Here is a 20,967-nt window from a genome sequence, read left to right on the forward strand (position 1 = left end):
TTTATTACGCCCAACCTTTTCCTTTACGGTGCTTCTTTTTCCTCTTCTCAAAGTTACCTTCCTGCTTGGTTTTGCGAGGGCCACCAGAGCTGGCCTTTTGCACTAAAGCTAGTTGTCCGGCAAAAGTAGCACCATCAAAGGCGGGCTCAATAACGGCTTCGTGCTGACGATCAATTTCAAACATAGTAAAGTTCTTCTCAATATCAATTTTACCGATGCGGATGGATGAATCGTTGGTGTGCTCGTTAATCAAGCCCATCAGCCGAGCGGGGTTCATTTTATGCTTGCTGCCGACATTGATATAAAATTTAGTAAAATCGGTTCGGCTACGACGCTCGCGTACTCGTTCGGTTTGCCTACTGCCTCGTTCACGATCCCGGCCACTTTTGCGCTCATCGGCTTTCACATTGAGATCAGGGGCGTTTTCGTAGTACGATAAAAATCGATTAAACTCTACCGACACAAAACGTTTGATCAGATCTTCCCGGCTCATCCAGTCGAGCTTTTTGTAAATGACTGGTAAGTAAGAATCAATCTGCTCGTCGTTCACTTCAATGTGTTCTATACGATCTACCAGATGAAAAAGCTGTTTCTCGCAAATTTCTCGCCCGGTTGGCACAGGCTTGCGCTCAAAGGATATCTTCGCTACTCGTTCAATCTGTTTTATCCGCCCAGTTTCTCTTCGGTGAACAATAGCGATTGATGTACCCGTTCTGCCCGCTCGTCCGGTTCGTCCGCTACGGTGGGTATACACTTCAATATCGTCGGGAAGATTATAATTGATGACATGGCTAAGATCGTTCACGTCTAAGCCCCGAGCCGCTACGTCAGTTGCTACGAGCATATTCAATTGCTTCTTCCGAAAGCGCCCCATCACGTAGTCGCGCTGCGCTTGAGATAAATCACCGTGCAGGGCATCAGCGTTGTAGCCATCCGCTCCTAACTTGGCAGCTACATCTTTCGTTTCCTGACGTGTTCGGCAAAATACAATACCGTAAATTTCGGGGTAAAGGTCAGCAATGCGCTTAAGGGCAGCGTAGCGATCGCGTGCATTTACCATATAGTACACATGCTTTACCGTACTGGCTCCGGCGTTGCGAGAACCTACCGAAATCTCCGCCGGGTTATTGGTAAAACGTCCGGCAATAGACTTAGGCATGGTAGCAGAGAATAGTAAGGTTTGCCGCTCTTCGGGGGTTTGATCAACAATTGCCTCCAACTCTTCTTTAAATCCCATAGAAAGCATCTCATCGGCTTCATCGAGCACCAATCGCTCTACCGCGTCCAACTTCAGCACCCTGCGGCGAGTGAGGTCATGTACCCGGCCCGGTGTGCCTACAACAATTTGCACTCCCCGTTTCAACTGGCGTATCTGCTGATCCATACTCGCTCCGCCGTACACAGCTGCTACTCTAACCTCTGGTAAGTGTTTCGCCAAGTCGTCTAGATCGCGGGTGATTTGTAAGCAAAGTTCGCGGGTAGGGCAAAGTACCAATGCCTGCACCTGCGAGGCGTCTTCGCTTACTAAGTGTAACAGTGGCAACCCGAAGGCGGCAGTTTTCCCGGTTCCAGTCTGGGCTAAAGCAACTAAATCGCGGTTTTCCGAGATGAGTACCGGAATGGCTTGTTGCTGGATAGGAGTTGGCTCAGTAAAGCCCAGTTCTTCTGTGGCTTGCAGTAACTCCGGGCGCAGCCCCATTTCTTGAAAAGTCATATTGATGTCAGTAAAGTTGAGCAATCCACTGGGTTGCTCTAAGGAATGAAATGTAAAATAGCTTAGGCGAAGAGCTAGTAATCAGTGGGTTACCATCCGCAAGCCAGATATTATCACAAAGGTACAACCATTGTTGGTAAAATTGCGACCTTTGAAGAATAATACTTAGCTCAATAAAGTTCCTTAGGTGGAGTAAGAGTATAGTAAGAGTATAGTAAGAGCGTAGTAAGAACCTGATTAATTATATTCTTACTTGCTGAGACCGTGCACCGATATGAAGATGATGAGGGCTATTCGTCAGATGAACTCGCTGGGTAAGCAGCGCATTCCGTTTTTGTTTATCATTGATTTTCTGAACGAGCGTACGCAGGTGTTACCTTTGTCAGAAGTCAATCCTCAGCAGTTGCTATTTGATGTACAGGGAGTGACGAATGCGCCACATCAAATCGTCCGGAATACTTCGGTAGAACTAGAGAAGTTTCCGGTAGACTTTGCTACCTACCGGGCTGCATTTGAGCGAGTGCAGTACTACATTCGGCGGGGAGATACCTATTTAGTCAATCTGAGTTTTGAGACCCCTGTTAGGCTAAATCTGTCACTAGAAGAAATATTTTACCGAAGCCGGGCCCGCTACAAACTCCTGTTTAATAACCAGTGGGTCGTATTTTCACCCGAAGCATTCTGCCGGATTGACGAAACCGGGAGGATTCGCACCTTCCCCATGAAGGGAACCATTGATGCTTCTCTACCGGACGCTCAAGACAGACTAGCCAACGATGCTAAAGAACAAGCCGAACATACCACTGTTGTTGATTTGCTACGGAATGACCTCAGCCAGATTGCTACTAACGTTAGTGTACCGCGCTTTCAGTATTTAGAAAAAATTACGACCCACCAGCGGGCACTGTGGCAGATGAGCTCCGAAATTCGGGGACAACTACCGAGTAACTACGCGGAAAATATTGGTGACTTACTTTTTAAGATGCTACCGGCGGGATCGATTAGTGGCGCGCCCAAGCCGAAGACTGTCTCTATTATCCGAGAGGTGGAAAATTATGAGCGGGGCTATTACACTGGAGTTTTTGGTCTGTTTGATGGTAAACAATTAAACTCGGGGGTGATGATCCGATTTATTGAGAATAAGAACGGGCAATACGTATTTAAAAGCGGTGGTGGCATTACTTACTTTAGCGAGGCGGAGCGGGAGTATCAGGAATTAATAGATAAAATCTATGTCCCGATTTATTGAAACCCTCTGTGTAAAGCAAGGTAAGATGCAGCACTTAGCCTATCACCAGCAACGCGTAAACCGCAGCCGGCAGGAAGTATTAGGAATAAATCAACCACTAGCATTAGATCAATTACTTCGAGTACCGAATGAATGGAAAACCGTGGCGCGGGTAAAATGTCGGATTGTGTATTCGGTCAATATTGAAGAAACTACTTTCTCGGAGTACGTCCCTCGAGCAATCCAATCATTGAGATTAGTCACCCATGATGTTATTCAGTACAACTATAAGTTTGAGGATCGTCGCCTCATCAATCACTTATTCGCCCAGCGACAGGGCTGTGATGATATTTTGATGGTGAAAAATGGATTAATTACAGATACATCCTACAGCAATGTAGCGTTTTCTGATGGTACAGCATGGTTCACTCCTTACCGACCACTCTTGCCCGGCACCGCTCGCGCTCGCTTGCTTTATGAAGGTCGCTTACGAGAGATGAAAATAACCCCAAATGATTTGCCTCAATTTGAAAGCTGTAGTTTAATTAATGCGATGCTACCGCTAGGTGAGAGTTTAGTAGCTATGAACAATATCGGTTGGTAAGCAAAGTCATGCTAAATTTTCCTGCCCTGTTCCACAACAGTATACTGGTTTTTATTCCCCCTCTTTCAAAGGAGGCTAGGGGATTTGCTCTGTGATGTTACTTCAAATATGTAGCTTATGCTTTACCACTAAATCACCTTAGAGAGCACAATAGAGGTGTTGGGTTCGCCAAACTCGGTAAGTTTGGCAATGATATGCTCTAACTCCTGTAAACTAGCCGATCGTAGCTCAATATAGTAACCTTCCCGTCCGGTGACAGCGTAGCAAGCCTGTACTTCTTTTTGCTGCTTCAAGAAATGTACGAGCCGTTGGCTTTGGTTGGCGTAAATTCTTACCGTGACGAACGCTTGCAGGGCGTAGCCTAACTTTTCGTAGTCTAACACTACTCCGTAAGACCGGATAATTCCCGCTTCTTCCATTCTGCGAATTCGCTCGGCTATAGCAGGTGCGGTGAGACCTACGTCCTTACTAATTTCGGAGACCGGAATTCGGGCATTTTTCCGCAATCTTTCTAGAATCTTCTGATTAAGCTGATCAACACTCATTAAATAATGAGAAAAATGTATTAAAACTTATTTTATAAAGAGGTATACAAATATAATTTATATTTTAAATATATATTGATTTATTTCTTAACTAAATTTACCATTAAAATACTGCAAAACATTGGCAACTATTTATCCGTCTGAAAATATACTATAGAATAAATCATTAACAATTAAGCATTATGTGCCGATGTAGTTAATAATCTCCAAACTTTTGTCTTAAAAAGCTCTTTATTATTGACACATCAGCATTATTTTTTTTGAGTATTCCTAAATATACCACTTATGCAAACTCAAGAATTTTCTCAGGTAGCTGACCAACAGGATTTTCTACCGATCAATGGTACTTTTTACATTGAGTTCTACGTAGGCAACGCTAAGCAAGCCGCGTTTTACTACCACTATACATTTGGCTACGATATTGTAGGATACCTAGGACCTGAAACCGGTCATCGCGATCGGGCGAGCTATCTGCTTCAGCAAAACAAAGTTCGCTTTATTCTGACTTCGCCTATCAAACCAGAAGGATTTGTTGCCGACCACGTGTATCAGCACGGCGACGGAGTGCGGGATATTGCCCTTTGGGTAGAAGATGCTCGTGAAGCTTTTCAGGCTACTACGCAGCGGGGAGCAAAAGTAGTAGCTGAGCCTCAGGTGCATTCTGATGAGGAGGGAGAGATTGTAACTGCCTCAATCAAAACCTACGGAGATACTATTCACACTTTTGTGGAGAATAAGAATTACCAGGGCTTCTTTATGCCCGGATTTAAGAAAATTGAGAATCCACACTTGCAGAACCGTAGCGTGGGGCTGAAGTACGTAGACCATATCGTAGGCAATGTAGAACTAGGCGATATGAACGCTTTCGTTGATTTCTACGCCGACGTGATGGGTTTCAAGCAACTGGTTTCCTTCGACGATAAAGACATTTCTACCAAGTACACCGCACTGATGTCCAAAGTCATGTCCAACGGTAACGAACGTATCAAGTTCCCGATTAACGAGCCTGCTCCCGGCTTAAAGAAAAGTCAGATTGATGAGTACTTAGAGTTCTACGGCGGAGCAGGAGTGCAGCACATTGCCATTGCCACCGATAATATTATTCAAACGATTACCCAACTACGCGATAATGGCGTAGCGTTTCTGCACGTGCCGGATAACTACTACGATGACCTAAAAGAACGGGTAGGCGATATCGATGAGCCGATAGAAGAACTGCGTAAGTTAGGCATTCTGGTTGATCGCGACGATGAAGGCTATCTGCTACAAATCTTCACCAAACCAGTGCAAGATCGCCCCACCGTTTTCTACGAAATTATTGAACGCAAAGGTGCCCGATCCTTCGGAAAAGGCAACTTTAAAGCCCTGTTTGAGGCTATTGAACGAGAACAGGCTCTCAGAGGAAACCTCTGAGCAATTAGCAATGTGCATTTAGCAATGAACAATTGACTTGTATGAGTGGAGAAAAGGATGGTATTGATAATCCGGTGCGGGAGAAATCGTTTGCGTTTGCGATTAGAGTTGTGGGTTTGTATAAGTATTTGGTGAATGAGAAGAAGGAGTTTGTTTTATCCAAGCAGCTACTTAAGAGTGGGACGAGCATTGGGGCTAATGTGGAAGAAGGTATTGGTGGGATTTCCCGGAAAGATTTTAGAGCTAAACTTTCTATCGCCTACAAAGAAGCTAGGGAAACTAAGTATTGGCTCAAGCTATTGCACGCAACTGATTACATCGATGAAAAAGCCTTTGATTCCATGATAGAAGACTGCGAAGAACTACTAAAAATACTCTATGTAATCGTTAAGAAAGCAGGTGAATGAAGAGCAAGTAGTTATGGGTAAAATAGTGTTAATAGTGATTTTACTTTTGCCTTCACCTCAATTGATTGCTCAAGTTCAAACTAAATGTGATTCTGTAGTAAACAACGAATATTTAGATTCTGAACCGCAATATGGAGAAGGACAACAAGATGTTATGAAGTTTGCTACCAAGAAGCTAACACCGATCTTGAGTGAGTCAATAAAGCAAAGCGGATCAATTCCTACAAGAATGATAGCAAAATTACTGATAAACCAAGATGGTAAAGTTGTGGATGTTGAATTTATCGACTTGAATGTAAAGCCAAAATATAAATCAAGAATAAAAGATGAAATTCAACAGATGAAGTAGATGCCAGCTATGAAAAATAACCAACCGGTATGTGCTTCCTTTTTCTGGAACATTAGGTGCTTCAAATGGGGGTGAAAATAGGTACTGTCAACAAATGGCTTTGACGTAAAACACAAAACAAAATAATTGTTCATTGCTAAATGCACATTGTTAATTGAAAAAATATGGCATATTATATTCAACGCGGAGATATTCCGCCCAAGCGACATACTCAATTTCGGCAGCCGGATGGTTCTTTATACTATGAAGAGGTGATTGGTGCCGAAGGTTTTAGTGGCATTTCATCTATTGCCTATCATATCAATCCACCTACGTCTATTGATAAAGTAGGAGAACCAGTAAGTTTTGGTATTGACTATGCTGATGAAAAAAATATGCAGCATCGCCACTTGTTGGGCAAAAATATCCAGCCGAAGGGCGATTGGCTGAGTGGTCGGCAGTACGTGATGGGTAATAATGATGTGTGTCTGGCGATTTGCCAGCCCACCGAAAACATGCGCTGTTTTTATCGCAATGCTTCAGCCGATGAACTGGTGTACGTACATGACGGTGAGGGCGAACTGCTTAGTCCATTGGGGAGTGTGAAATTTACGCAGGGCGATTACGTACACGTACCCCGCACCATCACTCATCAGTGGAATATCAATCTGGATGAGCCTTGTCGCTTTCTGGTGATTGAAAGCTATTCGGAGATAAAGTTTCCTCGAAAATACCGCAATCAGTTCGGGCAATTGCTAGAGCATAGTCCGTTTTGTGAGCGCGACTTGAAAACCCCGGAATTTATTGAAGCTAAAGACGAAGCGGGCGGGTTTGAAGTCAAGATTGCCAAGCACAATCAGTTACAAAGCTTTACTTACACCCATCACCCATTTGATGTGGTAGGTTGGGATGGCTATATGTATCCTTACGCCATTTCCATCCATGATTTTGAGCCGATTACTGGGCGTATCCATCAGCCACCTCCGGTACATCAGATGTTTGAAGGACACAACTTTGTGGTTTGTTCCTTTGTCCCTCGACTGTTTGACTACCACCCCCGATCTATTCCAGCTCCCTACAGCCACTCTAATATTGATTCGGACGAAGTGCTATTCTACGCCGAAGGCAACTTTATGAGCCGGAAGGGAGTAGAACGCGCGTCGTTCACGCTGCACCCCGGAGGAATGCCCCACGGCCCTCATCCCGGCACCGCCGAAGCATCCATTGGCAAAAAAGGCACCGAAGAGTTGGCGGTGATGGTCGATACCTTTCATCCGCTAAAATTGACTAAACAAGCCCTGGAGATAGAAGACCAAGAGTACATTTATTCGTGGAAAGTTTGATTAGTCCACAGTCCATAGTCGACTGTCCACAGAAAACAAGAACTACGTATGAGAAAACTGTGGTCTGTAGACCGTAGACTAAACGTTAGAAAAATGAATGATCTGTTAAAAGAATTTGAAGAGAAGAAACCGGAAGTGGTTTTTGAGTGGAGTGATCCTGAAACTGAGGCGGAGGGCTGGGTAGTCATCAACTCCTTACGAGGCGGAGCCGCCGGAGGTGGAACCCGGATGCGAAAAGGGTTAGACCGACACGAGGTAGAATCGCTCGCCAAGACCATGGAAATTAAGTTCACCGTGTCGGGGCCAGCCATTGGCGGAGCGAAGTCAGGAATCAACTTTGACCCGAACGACCCTCGTAAACGAGGAGTGCTGGAACGTTGGTACAAAGCAGTTACCCCTTTGTTAAAGAACTACTACGGTACCGGAGGAGATTTGAACGTAGACGAAATTCACGATGTGATTCCGATTACTGAGAGCTACGGGTTGTGGCATCCGCAGGAGGGTATTGTGACTGGCCATTATCAATCCTCTGACCCCCAGAAAATCAAACAACTTGGTCAACTCCGGCAGGGCGTGATTAAAAAGCTGGAAGATCCGCATTATACGCCGTCTATTGAACAAAAGTATACCGTCGCTGATATGGTAACGGGTTATGGCGTCGCCCAGTCGGTACTGCACTACTATGATTTATGGGACGGTAGCGCCGAAGGCAAACGTGCTATCATTCAGGGTTGGGGTAATGTAGGTAGTGCCGCTGGTTACTACCTGGCTAAAAGTGGAGTAAAAATCGTCGGAATTATTGACCGAGCGGGCGGACTCATCAATCCGGACGGTTTTACCTACGATGAAGTGAAGCAGCTTTTTCTGAATCGGGTTCAGAATGCATTGCACGCCGATAATATGCTCTCGTTTGAGGAGATGAATGATCGAGTTTGGAGCACTGGAGCGGAAATTTTCATTCCAGCCGCCGCTTCCCGCTTGGTAACTCAAGAGCAGGTGGAACAAATGACTGAGAATAGTCTGGAAGTAATTGCCAGCGGAGCAAATGTGCCGTTTCAAGACCCGCAAATCTTCTTCGGCTCCATTGCGGCTTATACCGATGAGCGAGTGGCGTTAATTCCGGATTTTATTGCCAATTGCGGTATGGCCCGGGTATTTGCTTACCTGATGGAAACCAAGAACGAGCTTACCGACGAAGCTATTCTTCAGGATGTATCAGATACTATTCGTAAGGCGTTGGATAAGGTGTATGAGAAGAATCCTGACTCGAAGAGTCTGGCAAAAACCGCCTTTGAAATTGCTTTACAAGAATTACTAGGAAAAGAGAAGTCATTAGAATCACCGCTTAGCCATCTCACTTCTGAAGGAGCTAATGTTGGAGCGTATTAAAAAGAGTTGTGTAATTACCAGACTGGTTCCGCAGTGGCGACTGCCGATATCTTCCGCATTTTAAGTAGGAGATGCCGGAATTCGTACCTCCTCTGGCAAATGATAAAAATGAAAAATTGAACACCTGGCTAGACATATCGCCTGAAAGTGACTTTGGTATTCACAATTTACCCTACGGAATATTCTCTACTCCGTCGCGACGCCCCCGAGTGGGAGTAGCCATTGGGGATCAGATTATTGATTTGGCAGCGGTAGCAATGCGAGGTCACTTTCAGAGTTTATCTATTGAGCCGGAAGTACTAGAGCAGCCCTCACTGAATGCTTTTGTCCGGTTAGGAAAACCAACTTGGCAAGCAGTACGAAAACGCCTTACGGATTGGCTTACGCAAACTGATTCACCCCTTCAGCATTTGAGAAATGAATGTTTTGTAGCTCAATCGGAGGCAAAAATGCATCTGCCACTTGAGATTGGTGACTACACTGATTTCTACGCTAGTGAAACGCACGCCACTAACGTAGGCACCATGTTCCGAGGCAAAGAAAATGCCCTGATGCCTAACTGGAAACACATGCCGATTGCCTACCACGGTCGGGCTTCATCCATCGTAGTTTCCGACACCGATATTCGCCGTCCGAAGGGACAGATCATGCTGCAAGGTGCAGATCAGCCGATGTTTGGTGCAACGCAGGCACTCGATTTTGAATTAGAAATGGCTGCCGTGATTGGAAAAAATTCTGAACTGGGAATATCCCTGCGACCAGAAGAAGCGGAAGATTACATTTTTGGCTTCGTACTATTTAACGACTGGTCAGCCCGGGATATTCAACGCTGGGAATATGTGCCATTAGGTCCTTTTTTGGGGAAGAATTTTGCCTCCTCAATTTCGCCGTGGGTAGTACCGCTAGAAGCATTAGAACCCTTCCGAGTTGAAGGGGCGGAGCAGCAACCGAAGCCACTACCGTATCTACAAACTTCTGGCAAACGAAACTTCAATATTAATCTAGAGGTAGCTATTCAACCCGAAGGAGAAAGTGAAACAATCGTTAGTCAAACCAACTTCAAAAACATGTACTGGGGTGTAGGTCAGATGTTGGCTCACCATACAGTCAATGGTTGTAATCTACGGATTGGCGACTTACTGGCATCGGGAACGATTAGTGGAAATGAACCTGGTAGTTATGGAAGTTTGCTCGAACTGAGCTGGAACGGCGAACGTCCGTTAAAAATAAATGCAAACCAAACACGCACCTATCTGGAAGACGGGGATACAGTTACCTTACGGGGTTGTGCCAGAAAAGAAGGCATCCGAGTGGGGTTCGGAGAGGTGCGTACTAAAATTTTACCAAGTCTATGAAAATCATCCGTCCAAGCGAAGTAAGCACCCAGGATTTTTATCGCTACATGATTAGTGCGGTGGTTCCACGCCCTATCGCCTTCGTTAGCTCAATGAGTGCGGAAGGCAAAGTAAACCTAAGCCCCTACAGTTTCTTCAACGCGGTAAGCTCCAAACCACCCGTGCTGATCTTTGCCCCCGTGAACAGTGTACGAAACGGAAATACTAAAAACACGCTGGACAATGTGCGGGAATATCCCGAAGTAACCATCAATATCGTGAACCACGCTTTGGTAGAGCAGATGTCGCTTACTAGTACTGCCTATGAAAAAGGGGTCAACGAATTTACCAAAGCGGGCCTTACCGAAGCACCATCGGAGGCGGTTAGGCCTCCCTACGTAGCCGAATCACCGGTAGCGTTTGAGTGTAAAGTCACGCAGGTTTTACCATTAGGCGAAGGCGGTGGAGCCGGAAATATCGTGATTTGTGAGGTGCTGCTGGTTCACGTTAACGAAGATATTTTGGGCGAAGACGGAGCTATCGACCCGTTTCAGCTGGATGCTGTGGGAAGAATGGGAGGTAGTGCCTACTGCCGGGCGAGTGGCAATGCTATCTTCGAGACGCTCCGTCCGGCGCGGGAAAAAGGCATTGGCGTAGACCAGCTACCCGAAGCCATCCGCACCAGTACGGTACTTTCGGGCAGTGACTTAGCGAAACTGGCTAATGTACCTCAAATTCCCAACGGCGATCTGGTGCAACGATACCGCAACGAAAGCACTATTCAGGCTGCGCTAATGCGTTACGAACAAGATGCCTCATACTCACCGGAAATTATGCATTGGGCCGCCAAGAACTATCTAGCTCGAGGTGAAACTGACAAAGCCTGGGCAGCTTTACTAATGAGCAACGAAAAGGGGGAAACCGAAGACCGGAGTCCGAAGAATTAAATTAATAGCTGAAATACGATTTCCGGTTTCCGGTCTCCGTACAACATTAAACATTATACCCATGATGCAACAAGAATATAATAAGTACACCGAAGAGGATTTTAAAGTGTGGAAGCTGCTGTACGAGCGGCAAATTGTAAACCTGCCCGACGCAGCCTCTCAGGCGTATCTGGACGGCTTGCAGAAAATCAATTTTACAGCTGACAAGATTCCTAATTTTGAGGAGACCAATCGAGAGCTACAGAAAATTACTGGCTGGAGCATCCATGTGGTGCCGGGATTAATTGACGATGATAAGTTTTTTCAGTTGTTATCTAACCGTAAATTCCCATCTTCTACCTGGCTGCGGAAACTGAGTCAGCTTGATTATCTGGAAGAACCCGATATGTTTCACGATGTATTTGGGCATGTGCCGTTGCTGGCCAATCAGCCGTTTGTAGATTACCTTCAGGAGTTGAGTAAAATTGCCCTGCGTTACATTGATAATCCTTGGGCGATCCATCTGATTTCGCGTATCTACTGGTTTACGGTGGAGTTTGGGCTGATTGAAGAAAATGGCAATCTACGCATCTACGGAGCGGGTATTCTTTCCTCTGCCGGAGAAACCAGGTATAGTTTGAGCGAGGAGGCTACCCATTATCCCTACGATGTAGCTCATGTTATGGGAATGGCTTATCGCAAAGATGTCTTCCAGAAGCAGTACTTCATCATCAACTCCTACGAGCAGCTATTTCACTCGACCGATCAGATTGAAGAGTACTTGCAAACTCACGCCGATCAGCCCGAAGCAGACTTTGAAACAAGCGTGTAAATAGTGGGAAACTACTCCGCGGGTTTCCAATCTGGGTGGTTCTTCATTTCTTGCACCAAACGAGTGTGAATTTTTCTCTCGGTTTGGGTGAGCGAGGCTTCATTGAGTGGATTTTTCTCGAGCAAGTCATTAGCAATATTAAAAAATCGTCCATCCTGATAGAGCTTATAATCTACTGTCTGCACAAACTGGTCACGGTACTGATTTACGTTATTGCCCCACCGAGGATCGTAGTGGACAAAAGCGGTTTCCCGAGACTGGTAGTCGGTATTAGTCAGTAGAGAATACAGGCTTTTACCATCTGATTGAATAGGTTTATCTACCAAGTGCGCTAAAGTTGGAAAGAAATCGCTGAATTCTACTAAACCCGGATGTTGCCTTCCTTCGCTAATCATAGCAGGCCAGTAGGCAATCAGCGGGACGTGGGTTCCGGCACTAGTGGTATTACCTTTTGCCCCTTGAACAGTTCCTTGCTTGGTGTGAGAAGTAACCGAGGGATGAGTGCCGTTATCTCCGGTAAATATTAACAGCGTGTTTTCGTCTAAACCTGATTTCTGAAGCTTATCAGCAATTCTACCTACAATTTTATCAGCGTAAGCAACCATATCTTTAAAGTAGGCGGTATCGTTTTCGTATCGCCGGTCTTTATCCGCCCATTCCTCAGAATCAGGAGTGGGCACAAAGGGTTCATGAACCAACACCATCGGATAATACACAAAGAACGGTTGGTCTTTTTTCCGCTCAATAAAATCCAGAATGTAGTCGGCAAAGATGTCTGGACCATAATCGTCTTCGTTTCGTTCTAGCACCTTTCCATTTTGCTCAATCAACGGATTAGCAAAACGTTCACCTTCGCCCCTGCCTTTAGTCAGTTGCCACAGACAGTACTCATCAAAGCCAAACTGCTTAGGGCGAGTATCGTCATTCCAACTAGAAATCTCATCTGTGTACGCTAGGCCATTAAGCTGCCACTTTCCGGCGATACAGGTTTGGTAGCCCGCCTCGCGCATCAAGTTACCAAACGTATATTGATTCTCGTTGAGGTAGCCGAAGTACTCGTAGTTACGATAATTGTACAAGCCCGTCATAATCTTCACCCGTGAGGGCGTGCACAGCGGTTGAGAAATACAATGGGCAAACTGAATTCCGCTCGCTGCTAGTGAGTCCAGCACTGGGGTTTGATAGGAAGTGCTGCCGTAAGTACTTAAGCATTCATAGCCCATATCATCTGCCATAATCAGAACCACATTGGGTTGTTGGCTATAGCCAGTAAGTGCGAAAAGAATAAGCAGCGTTGATAGGATCAGCTTAACAGAGAAAGCAAAAGGGTTAGTCATATGAAGTAGTGGTCGGTTGTCATTTCATCAAGATAATACCTAAACAGCGGAGTAAGCAAAAAACTTTTTTCTTTCTCATTATCGGTAATTCTTTTCTACTTTGCGGTTTGATTTCGTAAAACTATGAGTGTTGCAGTTATTAAATACAATGCTGGAAATATTTATTCGGTCATCTATGCCCTTCAGCGGTTGGGCATTGAACCATTACTGACTGATACGCCTGAAGAAATTCGACAAGCCGATAAAGTGATTTTTCCTGGTCAGGGAGAGGCCAGTTCGGCGATGCGCTATTTACGAGATAAAGGCTTAGACGAAGTAATCAAAAACTTAACTCAACCCGTATTGGGTATCTGCGTGGGCTTACAGCTCATGTGTCGCTATTCAGAAGAAGGTGATGCCGAATGCCTAGGAATTTTCGATGTCGATGTAAAACGATTTCCGCCTAACCAAAAAGTCCCTCATATGGGATGGAACGATGTAAAAGTAGACGGGGGAACACTTTGTCAGGGTTTGCGATCTGATGCCTATTTGTACTACGTCCACAGCTACTACGCCGAACTAAGCGAGTTTACTACGGCTACCAATGAGTATATCTTACCCTACAGTGTAGCGTTGGAAAAAGATAACTTCTATGCCATACAGCCCCACTTAGAGAAAAGTGGTAAGGATGGAGAATTTATTCTGAAGAACTTCTTGGCTTTGTAGCTACCGCTTGAAAACTTCCTTCGCTGAGATTTGAAAACCTTTTACAACTGAACTCGCATCACACTTATCATCTTGCTGATACACTTTCACATCGGTGGGTGAAGTATGCGACCAAACCTGCTCTACGTTAGGGTAGATAAACCATACCATTTGCACTCCGGCGTCTAGGTACTCCTGCATCTTTAGCTTATTCTGTAGATCAGTATTGGAAGGTGAGACCACCTCAATTACTAAAGCGGGGGCATCGGGAGCTTCTTCCGGGTGACGAACCTGCTGTTTTGTAAAGTAGGCAGCATCAGGTCGACGGTAGGCTTTAAGCTCGCTAAAGTAACAATCGGCCTCAGCCATAATGCGATTGCCTTGTTGATAGACAGAAAGCGTATTAAACTTGGTAATAATGTTATCAATAATATATCGCTCGCCGACTTTCATAAATTCATCTTTTTCTACCTTTCCGTCTTTCCATTCATACTTATAGCGGGTTTTTTCTAGGTACTGCTTCTTAAAGGCTTCCAGAGAGATTAATCTGTTGTCAGATTTCTGTAATCTTCCCTGTGTTTTCTTCTTTTTGATAGCTACCGACATACAGTGTTTATTTTACTTAAATGTACTAAGAATTCTTTATTATTTCGGCATATAGCGGTTGATGCGTTGCTGCCAGTTGGGCTGATTAATAATCTTGATTAGGGTGCTATCCAAACAAGTAGTTGTGCGGTTATTGGTAGCGTAAGCGATAGCATACCGTTGCGGTAGGGTTTCAGTATTTTTCACTTGTACCGTAATATTACTAGTTTCATTGACCCAGTAGCGCATAGTGGCGGTACTGTGGGCAAAGATTTTGAGTTCCTGTTGCCCTACCGCTTTCAGCCCTTCCTCAACGGAAGAAAATTCTTCGTATTTGATGTTTTCTTCATCGAGATACCCGCCAAAAGGAGAATCAGCTACGGTTCCTACCTCCTTTTTTCGCAACCCATTGGGTGCTTCAATGGCTTCGGCTGTACCACCACCTACTGCCGAAACCAGGGCAGCCGTTAAACTGGCGGTAACCGCCATCGCAATTAGCATCCAAAGCAGTGCTACTGCCCTACCCCAAAAGGTAACCGGAGCCTTATCACCGTAACCAATGGTGGTCATCGTCACTCCTGCCCACCAAAAACCGGAACCAATTCCCTGCGCGATGCTGCGTTCTCCGCCAAAACTGTCATCGTTAGATTTTCGCTCAATCAGCCAAACAATGGTGCCTACAATTAGCAGCAAAATAGATAGCGTAATGACAATCCGAAGAAACCGCATGGTAAACAACCCTTGGGCAATACTAAATAGACTTTGAGTTTGAACCGTGGCTACTCCCAAGAAGGTTATGTGATAAATGTGCGAAAATGTAACGCTAGGCAAGCCTGCTTGTACTGGAAGCAGCAAAGTGGCATTTAATCGCCCACTTTCTAACTGATCTTTTATCTCACCCTGACTTACTTCTTGAAACTGATACGCAATTCCTACCGAATCAGCTAAATCCTGCCAAAGTTCTACGCTGATCCCTTTCCACTCCCCATCGTCATTCTTCATCATATAGGGTGGAAATTCGTACAAACCCACTTGCCAATTTTCAACAACCGTAGAGTCGGCCGGAGTAGGCTGAGCGGAAAGTTGTAGGCTTAGTAAAATCAATAAATACATAATTTGGCACTGCACCATGCGATATATCATAGACTGAATAGGTTTTGGTTAGCTTACGCTGGTGTAACTATTTTTAGCGAACTTTGATTGGTTTACTTTTTTTGATACAAAGCCATCTATCCCAGCCATATCAAACTCTGGTCGCAAGAAAGATCATTACCCTGATATTTCACCCATTATCAACTTTCAATTAGTATTATCCTATCTTTGTCCCATGGAAATTATTCCCGCTATTGATATTATTGGAGGTAAGTGTGTGCGACTTACGCAGGGCGACTACGATCAGAAAAAGGAGTACGATCAATCTCCGCTGGAAGTCGCGAAGCAGCTAGAAGGCCACGGTATTCGTCGGCTACATTTAGTCGACCTCGATGGGGCTAAGCAGAAGAAAGTCATCAATCTGAATATATTGGAAACCATCGCTTCCCAAACGCAGCTTCGTATTGACTTTGGCGGTGGGGTACAATCCGATGAGGATTTACAACGAGTATTCAGTGCTGGGGCACAGCAAGTAACAGGAGGGAGTATTGCGGTTCGCCAACCCGATACGTTCCTTAACTGGTTGGAGCAGCACGGTAACGAGAAGATTATCCTGGGTGCTGATGCTAAAGACCGAAAAATTGCGGTACACGGCTGGCAGGAGAAAACCGAATGGGCGGTGCTAGATTTTATCGAGCATTATCACGCTAAAGGCATAGAGTACGTTATCTGCACCGACGTGGCGAAAGATGGTCTACTACAAGGCCCATCGCTCAAGCTCTACCAAGATATTCTGCGCGAATTACCCCAACTCAAACTAATTGCCAGTGGTGGAGTAACGACGATAGATGATTTGCATCGATTAAAAAAAGCGGATTTATACGGAGTCATCATCGGCAAGGCCCTGCTAGAAGGGAGGATTAAGTTGAATGAATTGAAAGAGTTTGTATACCGTTGAGACGCAAAATTTTGCGTCTCGACCATAAGATTTGAAAAATAATGTTAACCAAACGAATCATACCCTGCCTCGATGTGAAAGACGGACGCACTGTCAAGGGAATTAACTTTGTCCAGCTACGAGATGCGGGCGACCCAGTAGAGCTGGCTAAAATATACGCTGACGAAGGGGCGGATGAATTAGTCTTTCTGGATATTACGGCTACCGTCGAGAAACGGAAAACCTTGATCGAACTAGTTACGCACGTAGCCCAGCAGGTGAATATTCCATTTACGGTAGGCGGTGGAATCAGTACCAAAGAAGACGTAGAAGCACTGCTCTACGCCGGTGCTGATAAAGTATCTATTAACTCGGCGGCAGTACGGCGACCGGAATTAATCAACGAACTTTCGGCTAACTACGGTAGCCAGTGCATTGTGGTGGCAATTGATACGCGCTACGTAGATGGTAACCACATTGTACACACCCACGGCGGTCGCACCCCTACCGAGTTAGAAACCTTCGCTTGGGCTAAGGAAGTGCAGGATCGAGGTGCGGGTGAGATTCTGCTTACCTCAATGGATCACGATGGCACTAAGCAAGGTTTCGCCAATGAGTTAGTCGCCCGAATGTCAGAAGAATTATCTATTCCGATTATTGCTTCGGGTGGGGCGGGAGCAAAAGAGCATTTCTACGATACGTTTACCGAAGGAAATGCCGACGCTGCCTTAGCCGCCAGCATCTTTCACTTCCGCGAAATTCCCATTCCTGAGCTCAAGCAGTACTTACACGATAAAGATATTCCAATGCGAATGAGTTAGTGTTATAGTACTCAGTGCTATATCTTCATACTACATAGCCAATATTAAACCGCCAACAGAACCATAATACTCTAACACCTCGCACCATAATGATATGATCTCTAACCTAGAATTTCTCCAGCAACTTACCGGAATTATTAAGCAACGTCACCAAATGGCTCAGGGTGACGAGGAAAAGCTAGACTCTTACGTAGCCCGTCTGTTCCGCAAAGGGATGAACAAAGTAGCCCAAAAGGTGGGCGAGGAAGCTGTAGAACTAGTTATTGAGGCAAAAGATAATGACGACGAGCTGTTTAAAAACGAAGCCGCGGATTTACTCTTTCACTTGATGATTCTACTGGAAGCAAAGGGTATGAGTTTAGAAGAGATAATTGAGGTACTGGAAAGGCGACATCAATAACTAAAAAACCGATGAACGCTAAAGAACACTACGAAAATCACTTGGCCAGCTTTTACTCTTGGATGATTGGCAACTTCGATCAGAAGAGAGCAGACCTCGAGAAGTTTATCATAGAGAATGAAATTTATCCGACCAGTACTAAAGTAGCCATTGATTTGGGAGCTGGAACTGGAGTTCAAGCAATTGCCCTTAGTAATTTAGGATTCAACGTAACGGCCGTTGATTTCAATCAGCAGTTATTATCGGAATTAACATCCAACGATGAAAGCAATGCTATTAATACAGTACAAGCTGATGTCCGTGATGTAAAAGATTTCGAGAGCCTTCAGCCTGAGCTTATTGTTTGTTGCGGCGACACTATCACCCATTTACCTGATAAACCAGCCGTAGAAAAATTATTACTCGATTGCGAATCAATATTAACTAAAAATGGAAAATTAATTTTGTCATTTAGAGACTACTCCGCTGAATTAACCGACCAGCAACGATTCATTTCCGTGAAAAGTGACGAAAACCAAATACTCACCTGTATTCTCGAGTATACACCCGATAAAGTCAAAGTTACCGATCTTCTTTACGAAAAAGAGAACGAAACTTGGAATCAGAAAGTCAGCACCTACGAAAAAGTGAGGCTATCCGCGCAGGATATTGTCAATATGATCGAGCAAACCGGAATGAAAGTTATTTTCAACCGTCCCGTAGACAGAATGCAGACCATAATTGCTAACAAATAAATCGGCTAAGCTGAATTTACTGTATCCATTTTTCAGCATCCTCTATACTATCAAAGGTAGCCATTTCTAGCGTACCTATTTGTTGGCTTTCAATGGTTTGATTAACCGCATTTGATCCCATTTGGCCAAATACATCTTTCGGCATCACTGAAGCGATTTTAGTTATCCTACTTTGAATCGCTCCTACAATCCATTTCTCAGTAATATACTTTTGATGCTCTTTAGTAATAGCCTTCATATCACGATTATCTGAGATAATCTTTTCAGTATGATGTTTTTTTATTTCTTCTAAAACATGCTCACTATTCTCTATGAACTTATCAACCGTCGCAACCCCTTTGGTAGATACATAAGCTATGCATTGCCAAATTATATGAAATAGCGAGAAGTTTGTACAAAGTAAACTGCTGTTATGTCTGGTATAAATGTAGTGCGCCAGTCAGAATTATGTACTTTTAATATCATTGTTTGATGAAAATTAATATCCTTACTTCTGCCCTGATTTTAGTAAAGGTTGCCAAGATGTAAGAGCTCTTGATGAAATGAAGATAACATAGTCTACTAAGCATAAAAACCTATGCTATACACTACCCTAATTGAATATTGAAACTTTTACCGCAATAAGCTAATCTATATCTATGGCGGAACAAGATAGTTCATTTGAAAAAAGGCTCAGTGGCGGTCACCCAAATTCCTTGGGAAATACGATAGAAGTAGTTGATGAAGTACTGGCTGATCCCGAGCTATTGGGGAGTTTATACCAATGCTACTTTAGTAATGATGAAGTGGTGCGACTTCGCACTTCCAATGCTATGAAGCGAATTTGCCAGCAGCAACCCGGCTGGCTAGTACCTTACATTGATCGCCTCTTGACCGAGGTAGCCAGCATTAAGCAAGCTTCGGCTCAGTGGACATTAGCACAACTTATGCAGCAACTTCAGCCCAATTTAACTCCCGAACAACAGCGAAAAGCTACCGATGTGCTTAAGCACAATCTAACATATTACAACGACTGGATTGTACTCAATCATACGATGCAAACCCTGGCGGAGTGGGCTGAGGAAAATACTGACCTCAAAGCTTGGCTAAAACCTCATCTAGATCACTTAAGCAAAGACGAACGAAAATCGGTAGCGAATCGGGCTAAAAAACTTAACCAACTTCTCTATTTTTAGCTATGCTACACCGCCCTCAAGTTGAACAAGAAGCTATTGAGCGAGTAAAAGGACGGGTGATCTACGTGCTGTTAGCCATGATGCTACTCCAGCTGACCTACCCCATTTCATTGTACAGTACTACCCACAACGTTGTTTACTTCTCTCTGTACTGTGGGTTGCTAGCTAGTGGAGTATATCTGGCGAGCGTAAGCCGGGGGCGTAGAATTGCGGCGATCACTCTGGCAGTACTCACGTTAGTAGCGGGCATTCCCTGGCAGCTTACCGGCGGGCAGGTAGTGTGGCTCACGCTACTTTCTTACGCTATGCTGTTTCTCTTTCAGGGAATGATTATATTGGTACTTATCGATTTTATTTTCGCTACCGATTCTATGAACCGGGATGTGCTGTACGCTGCCTGTACCATTTACATCATCTTAGGCAACTTGTTTACCGCTTTGTATATGATTATTCATACCCTTGATCCAGAAGCGTTTTTTGTATCAGGTCCACTGGAAAGTCCTCTACCCTGGCAGCGGATCGTATACTTTAGTTATTCTACCTTGACGACACTTGGCTACGGTGATATTGCTCCAGTTTCACCTTGGGCACAGTCCTTAGCAGCCATAGAGTCCATGACTGGGCTGCTTTACATTGCTATTATCCTCGGACGACTGGTCAGTGTTTATAAATCCTCATCGGATAAATAATAGACCGTTTGCACTGATACAGCGATTCCTACCTTCTTTGCAGCCTATAGAACCTAAGCTAATGGTAGTAACTTGAAACGGTATGCTAATACTCGTTTTTCAAATCTCTAGTACTCCGGCTCGAGAGATTTTAAAGATGGTTACAAGATGAAAAGCTGCTATGAGCAAGTTGCTAATAACAATCGGATTTTTAAGGGTTTTAACCGTTATAGGAGTCATTATTTTGTATACGACCTGAAGAGATAATAGTGCGAATACAAATTTAACCTCTTCAATAAATAGCAACGCTAATGAGGCAATCGCAATGGTAAGGTAAATAGATAGTAAGATACCCCGGGCGGGAGTAAAAACTCCTGCTGTCTTTTCCATTCTTTCAGAATTGATACTTAATCCGAAGCAGACTGGTACTAGCACAATAATGTTCAGCAGTAGAGAGGCTGTAATCATATT

At 44.5% G+C, this 20,967-nt stretch carries 24 protein-coding genes; 17 read left to right on the forward strand and 7 right to left on the reverse strand.

Going from position 1 to position 20,967, the window contains the following annotated elements:
• Positions 1 to 4 precede the first annotated feature (4 nt).
• Complete coding sequence (locus tag P0M28_RS15760) at positions 5 to 1,714, reverse strand: DEAD/DEAH box helicase (protein ID WP_302203393.1); 1,710 nt, start codon at positions 1,712 to 1,714, stop codon at positions 5 to 7.
• Positions 1,715 to 1,988: 274 nt separating this feature from the next.
• Here P0M28_RS15760 and P0M28_RS15765 point away from each other — a divergent pair, with 274 nt between their 5' ends.
• Both P0M28_RS15765 and P0M28_RS15770 read left to right on the forward strand, forming a co-directional pair.
• Positions 1,989 to 2,963 carry an aminodeoxychorismate synthase component I gene (locus P0M28_RS15765; RefSeq protein ID WP_302203395.1) on the forward strand — a complete coding sequence of 325 codons (975 nt, stop codon included), beginning with the start codon at positions 1,989 to 1,991 and terminating at the stop codon, positions 2,961 to 2,963.
• Positions 2,947 to 3,546 carry an aminotransferase class IV gene (locus P0M28_RS15770; protein WP_302203396.1) on the forward strand — a complete coding sequence of 200 codons (600 nt, stop codon included), beginning with the start codon at positions 2,947 to 2,949 and terminating at the stop codon, positions 3,544 to 3,546. The genes P0M28_RS15765 and P0M28_RS15770 overlap by 17 nt, the downstream gene beginning before the upstream one ends.
• A gap of 128 nt (positions 3,547 to 3,674) precedes the next feature.
• Here P0M28_RS15770 and P0M28_RS15775 read toward each other — a convergent pair whose 3' ends face one another.
• Complete coding sequence (locus P0M28_RS15775; protein ID WP_302203397.1) at positions 3,675 to 4,091, reverse strand: Lrp/AsnC family transcriptional regulator; 417 nt, start codon at positions 4,089 to 4,091, stop codon at positions 3,675 to 3,677.
• Positions 4,092 to 4,376: 285 nt separating this feature from the next.
• Here P0M28_RS15775 and hppD point away from each other — a divergent pair, with 285 nt between their 5' ends.
• The 8 genes from hppD to P0M28_RS15815 all read left to right on the forward strand — a co-directional run bounded on the left by hppD (position 4,377) and on the right by P0M28_RS15815 (position 12,063).
• Positions 4,377 to 5,504: a 4-hydroxyphenylpyruvate dioxygenase gene (gene hppD / locus P0M28_RS15780; protein WP_302203398.1), complete on the forward strand. Its 1,128-nt coding sequence runs from the start codon at positions 4,377 to 4,379 to the stop codon at positions 5,502 to 5,504.
• Positions 5,505 to 5,545: 41 nt separating this feature from the next.
• Positions 5,546 to 5,911, forward strand: a complete 366-nt coding sequence (locus P0M28_RS15785; protein ID WP_302203399.1) for a four helix bundle protein — start codon at positions 5,546 to 5,548, stop codon at positions 5,909 to 5,911.
• Complete coding sequence (locus P0M28_RS15790; protein WP_302203401.1) at positions 5,904 to 6,260, forward strand: hypothetical protein; 357 nt, start codon at positions 5,904 to 5,906, stop codon at positions 6,258 to 6,260. The genes P0M28_RS15785 and P0M28_RS15790 overlap by 8 nt, the downstream gene beginning before the upstream one ends.
• 164 nt (positions 6,261 to 6,424) lie before the next feature.
• Positions 6,425 to 7,582 (forward strand): homogentisate 1,2-dioxygenase, encoded by a 1,158-nt coding sequence (locus tag P0M28_RS15795; RefSeq protein ID WP_302203403.1) that lies wholly within the window; start codon positions 6,425 to 6,427, stop codon positions 7,580 to 7,582.
• Positions 7,583 to 7,675: 93 nt separating this feature from the next.
• Positions 7,676 to 8,971: a Glu/Leu/Phe/Val dehydrogenase dimerization domain-containing protein gene (locus P0M28_RS15800; RefSeq protein ID WP_302203405.1), complete on the forward strand. Its 1,296-nt coding sequence runs from the start codon at positions 7,676 to 7,678 to the stop codon at positions 8,969 to 8,971.
• Between the two features lie 71 nt (positions 8,972 to 9,042).
• The gene (fahA, locus tag P0M28_RS15805) at positions 9,043 to 10,326 is read left to right on the forward strand and encodes a fumarylacetoacetase (RefSeq protein WP_302203406.1); all 1,284 of its coding nucleotides are present in this window, start codon (positions 9,043 to 9,045) and stop codon (positions 10,324 to 10,326) included.
• Positions 10,323 to 11,252 (forward strand): flavin reductase family protein, encoded by a 930-nt coding sequence (locus P0M28_RS15810; protein ID WP_302203407.1) that lies wholly within the window; start codon positions 10,323 to 10,325, stop codon positions 11,250 to 11,252. Before fahA ends, P0M28_RS15810 begins: the two co-directional genes overlap by 4 nt.
• Positions 11,253 to 11,265: 13 nt before the next feature.
• On the forward strand, positions 11,266 to 12,063 hold the full coding sequence (locus P0M28_RS15815; protein ID WP_302210905.1) for a phenylalanine 4-monooxygenase: 798 nt from the start codon (positions 11,266 to 11,268) through the stop codon (positions 12,061 to 12,063).
• A gap of 11 nt (positions 12,064 to 12,074) precedes the next feature.
• On the opposite strand, the gene P0M28_RS15820 is transcribed toward P0M28_RS15815, so the two are convergent.
• Positions 12,075 to 13,400 (reverse strand): sulfatase family protein, encoded by a 1,326-nt coding sequence (locus P0M28_RS15820; protein WP_302203409.1) that lies wholly within the window; start codon positions 13,398 to 13,400, stop codon positions 12,075 to 12,077.
• A gap of 123 nt (positions 13,401 to 13,523) precedes the next feature.
• Between P0M28_RS15820 and hisH the strand changes: the two genes are divergently transcribed.
• Positions 13,524 to 14,105 (forward strand): imidazole glycerol phosphate synthase subunit HisH, encoded by a 582-nt coding sequence (gene hisH, locus P0M28_RS15825; protein ID WP_302203410.1) that lies wholly within the window; start codon positions 13,524 to 13,526, stop codon positions 14,103 to 14,105.
• Here the strand turns inward: hisH and P0M28_RS15830 are convergent, their stop codons facing one another.
• Positions 14,106 to 14,690 carry a Uma2 family endonuclease gene (locus P0M28_RS15830; protein ID WP_302203411.1) on the reverse strand — a complete coding sequence of 195 codons (585 nt, stop codon included), beginning with the start codon at positions 14,688 to 14,690 and terminating at the stop codon, positions 14,106 to 14,108.
• Positions 14,691 to 14,729: 39 nt separating this feature from the next.
• Entirely contained in the window at positions 14,730 to 15,812 is a 1,083-nt protein-coding gene (locus P0M28_RS15835; RefSeq protein WP_302203413.1) for an ion channel, read from the reverse strand.
• A gap of 184 nt (positions 15,813 to 15,996) precedes the next feature.
• On the opposite strand from P0M28_RS15835, the gene hisA reads away from it, so the two are divergent.
• The 4 genes from hisA to P0M28_RS15855 all read left to right on the forward strand — a co-directional run bounded on the left by hisA (position 15,997) and on the right by P0M28_RS15855 (position 18,653).
• The gene (gene hisA / locus P0M28_RS15840; RefSeq protein ID WP_302203415.1) at positions 15,997 to 16,719 is read left to right on the forward strand and encodes a 1-(5-phosphoribosyl)-5-[(5-phosphoribosylamino)methylideneamino]imidazole-4-carboxamide isomerase; all 723 of its coding nucleotides are present in this window, start codon (positions 15,997 to 15,999) and stop codon (positions 16,717 to 16,719) included.
• Positions 16,720 to 16,760: 41 nt separating this feature from the next.
• The gene (hisF, locus tag P0M28_RS15845) at positions 16,761 to 17,519 is read left to right on the forward strand and encodes an imidazole glycerol phosphate synthase subunit HisF (RefSeq protein ID WP_302203417.1); all 759 of its coding nucleotides are present in this window, start codon (positions 16,761 to 16,763) and stop codon (positions 17,517 to 17,519) included.
• 94 nt (positions 17,520 to 17,613) lie between these two features.
• On the forward strand, positions 17,614 to 17,919 hold the full coding sequence (hisE, locus tag P0M28_RS15850; RefSeq protein ID WP_436841320.1) for a phosphoribosyl-ATP diphosphatase: 306 nt from the start codon (positions 17,614 to 17,616) through the stop codon (positions 17,917 to 17,919).
• Between the two features lie 11 nt (positions 17,920 to 17,930).
• On the forward strand, positions 17,931 to 18,653 hold the full coding sequence (locus P0M28_RS15855; protein ID WP_302203419.1) for a class I SAM-dependent methyltransferase: 723 nt from the start codon (positions 17,931 to 17,933) through the stop codon (positions 18,651 to 18,653).
• Positions 18,654 to 18,669: 16 nt separating this feature from the next.
• Here P0M28_RS15855 and P0M28_RS31100 read toward each other — a convergent pair whose 3' ends face one another.
• Positions 18,670 to 18,891, reverse strand: coding sequence for a hypothetical protein (locus P0M28_RS31100; protein WP_367281864.1), 222 nt, complete (start codon positions 18,889 to 18,891; stop codon positions 18,670 to 18,672).
• Positions 18,892 to 19,291: 400 nt separating this feature from the next.
• On the opposite strand from P0M28_RS31100, the gene P0M28_RS15865 reads away from it, so the two are divergent.
• Positions 19,292 to 19,828 carry a HEAT-like fold family protein gene (locus P0M28_RS15865; RefSeq protein WP_302203420.1) on the forward strand — a complete coding sequence of 179 codons (537 nt, stop codon included), beginning with the start codon at positions 19,292 to 19,294 and terminating at the stop codon, positions 19,826 to 19,828.
• A 2-nt stretch (positions 19,829 to 19,830) separates the two neighbouring features.
• Positions 19,831 to 20,517 carry a potassium channel family protein gene (locus P0M28_RS15870; RefSeq protein WP_302203422.1) on the forward strand — a complete coding sequence of 229 codons (687 nt, stop codon included), beginning with the start codon at positions 19,831 to 19,833 and terminating at the stop codon, positions 20,515 to 20,517.
• 99 nt (positions 20,518 to 20,616) lie between these two features.
• Here the strand turns inward: P0M28_RS15870 and P0M28_RS15875 are convergent, their stop codons facing one another.
• Positions 20,617 to 20,964, reverse strand: a complete 348-nt coding sequence (locus P0M28_RS15875; protein ID WP_302203424.1) for a hypothetical protein — start codon at positions 20,962 to 20,964, stop codon at positions 20,617 to 20,619.
• Positions 20,965 to 20,967 lie beyond the last annotated feature (3 nt).

The organism is Tunicatimonas pelagia (assembly GCF_030506325.1).
Classification (GTDB): Bacteria; Bacteroidota; Bacteroidia; order Cytophagales; family Cyclobacteriaceae; genus Tunicatimonas; species Tunicatimonas pelagia.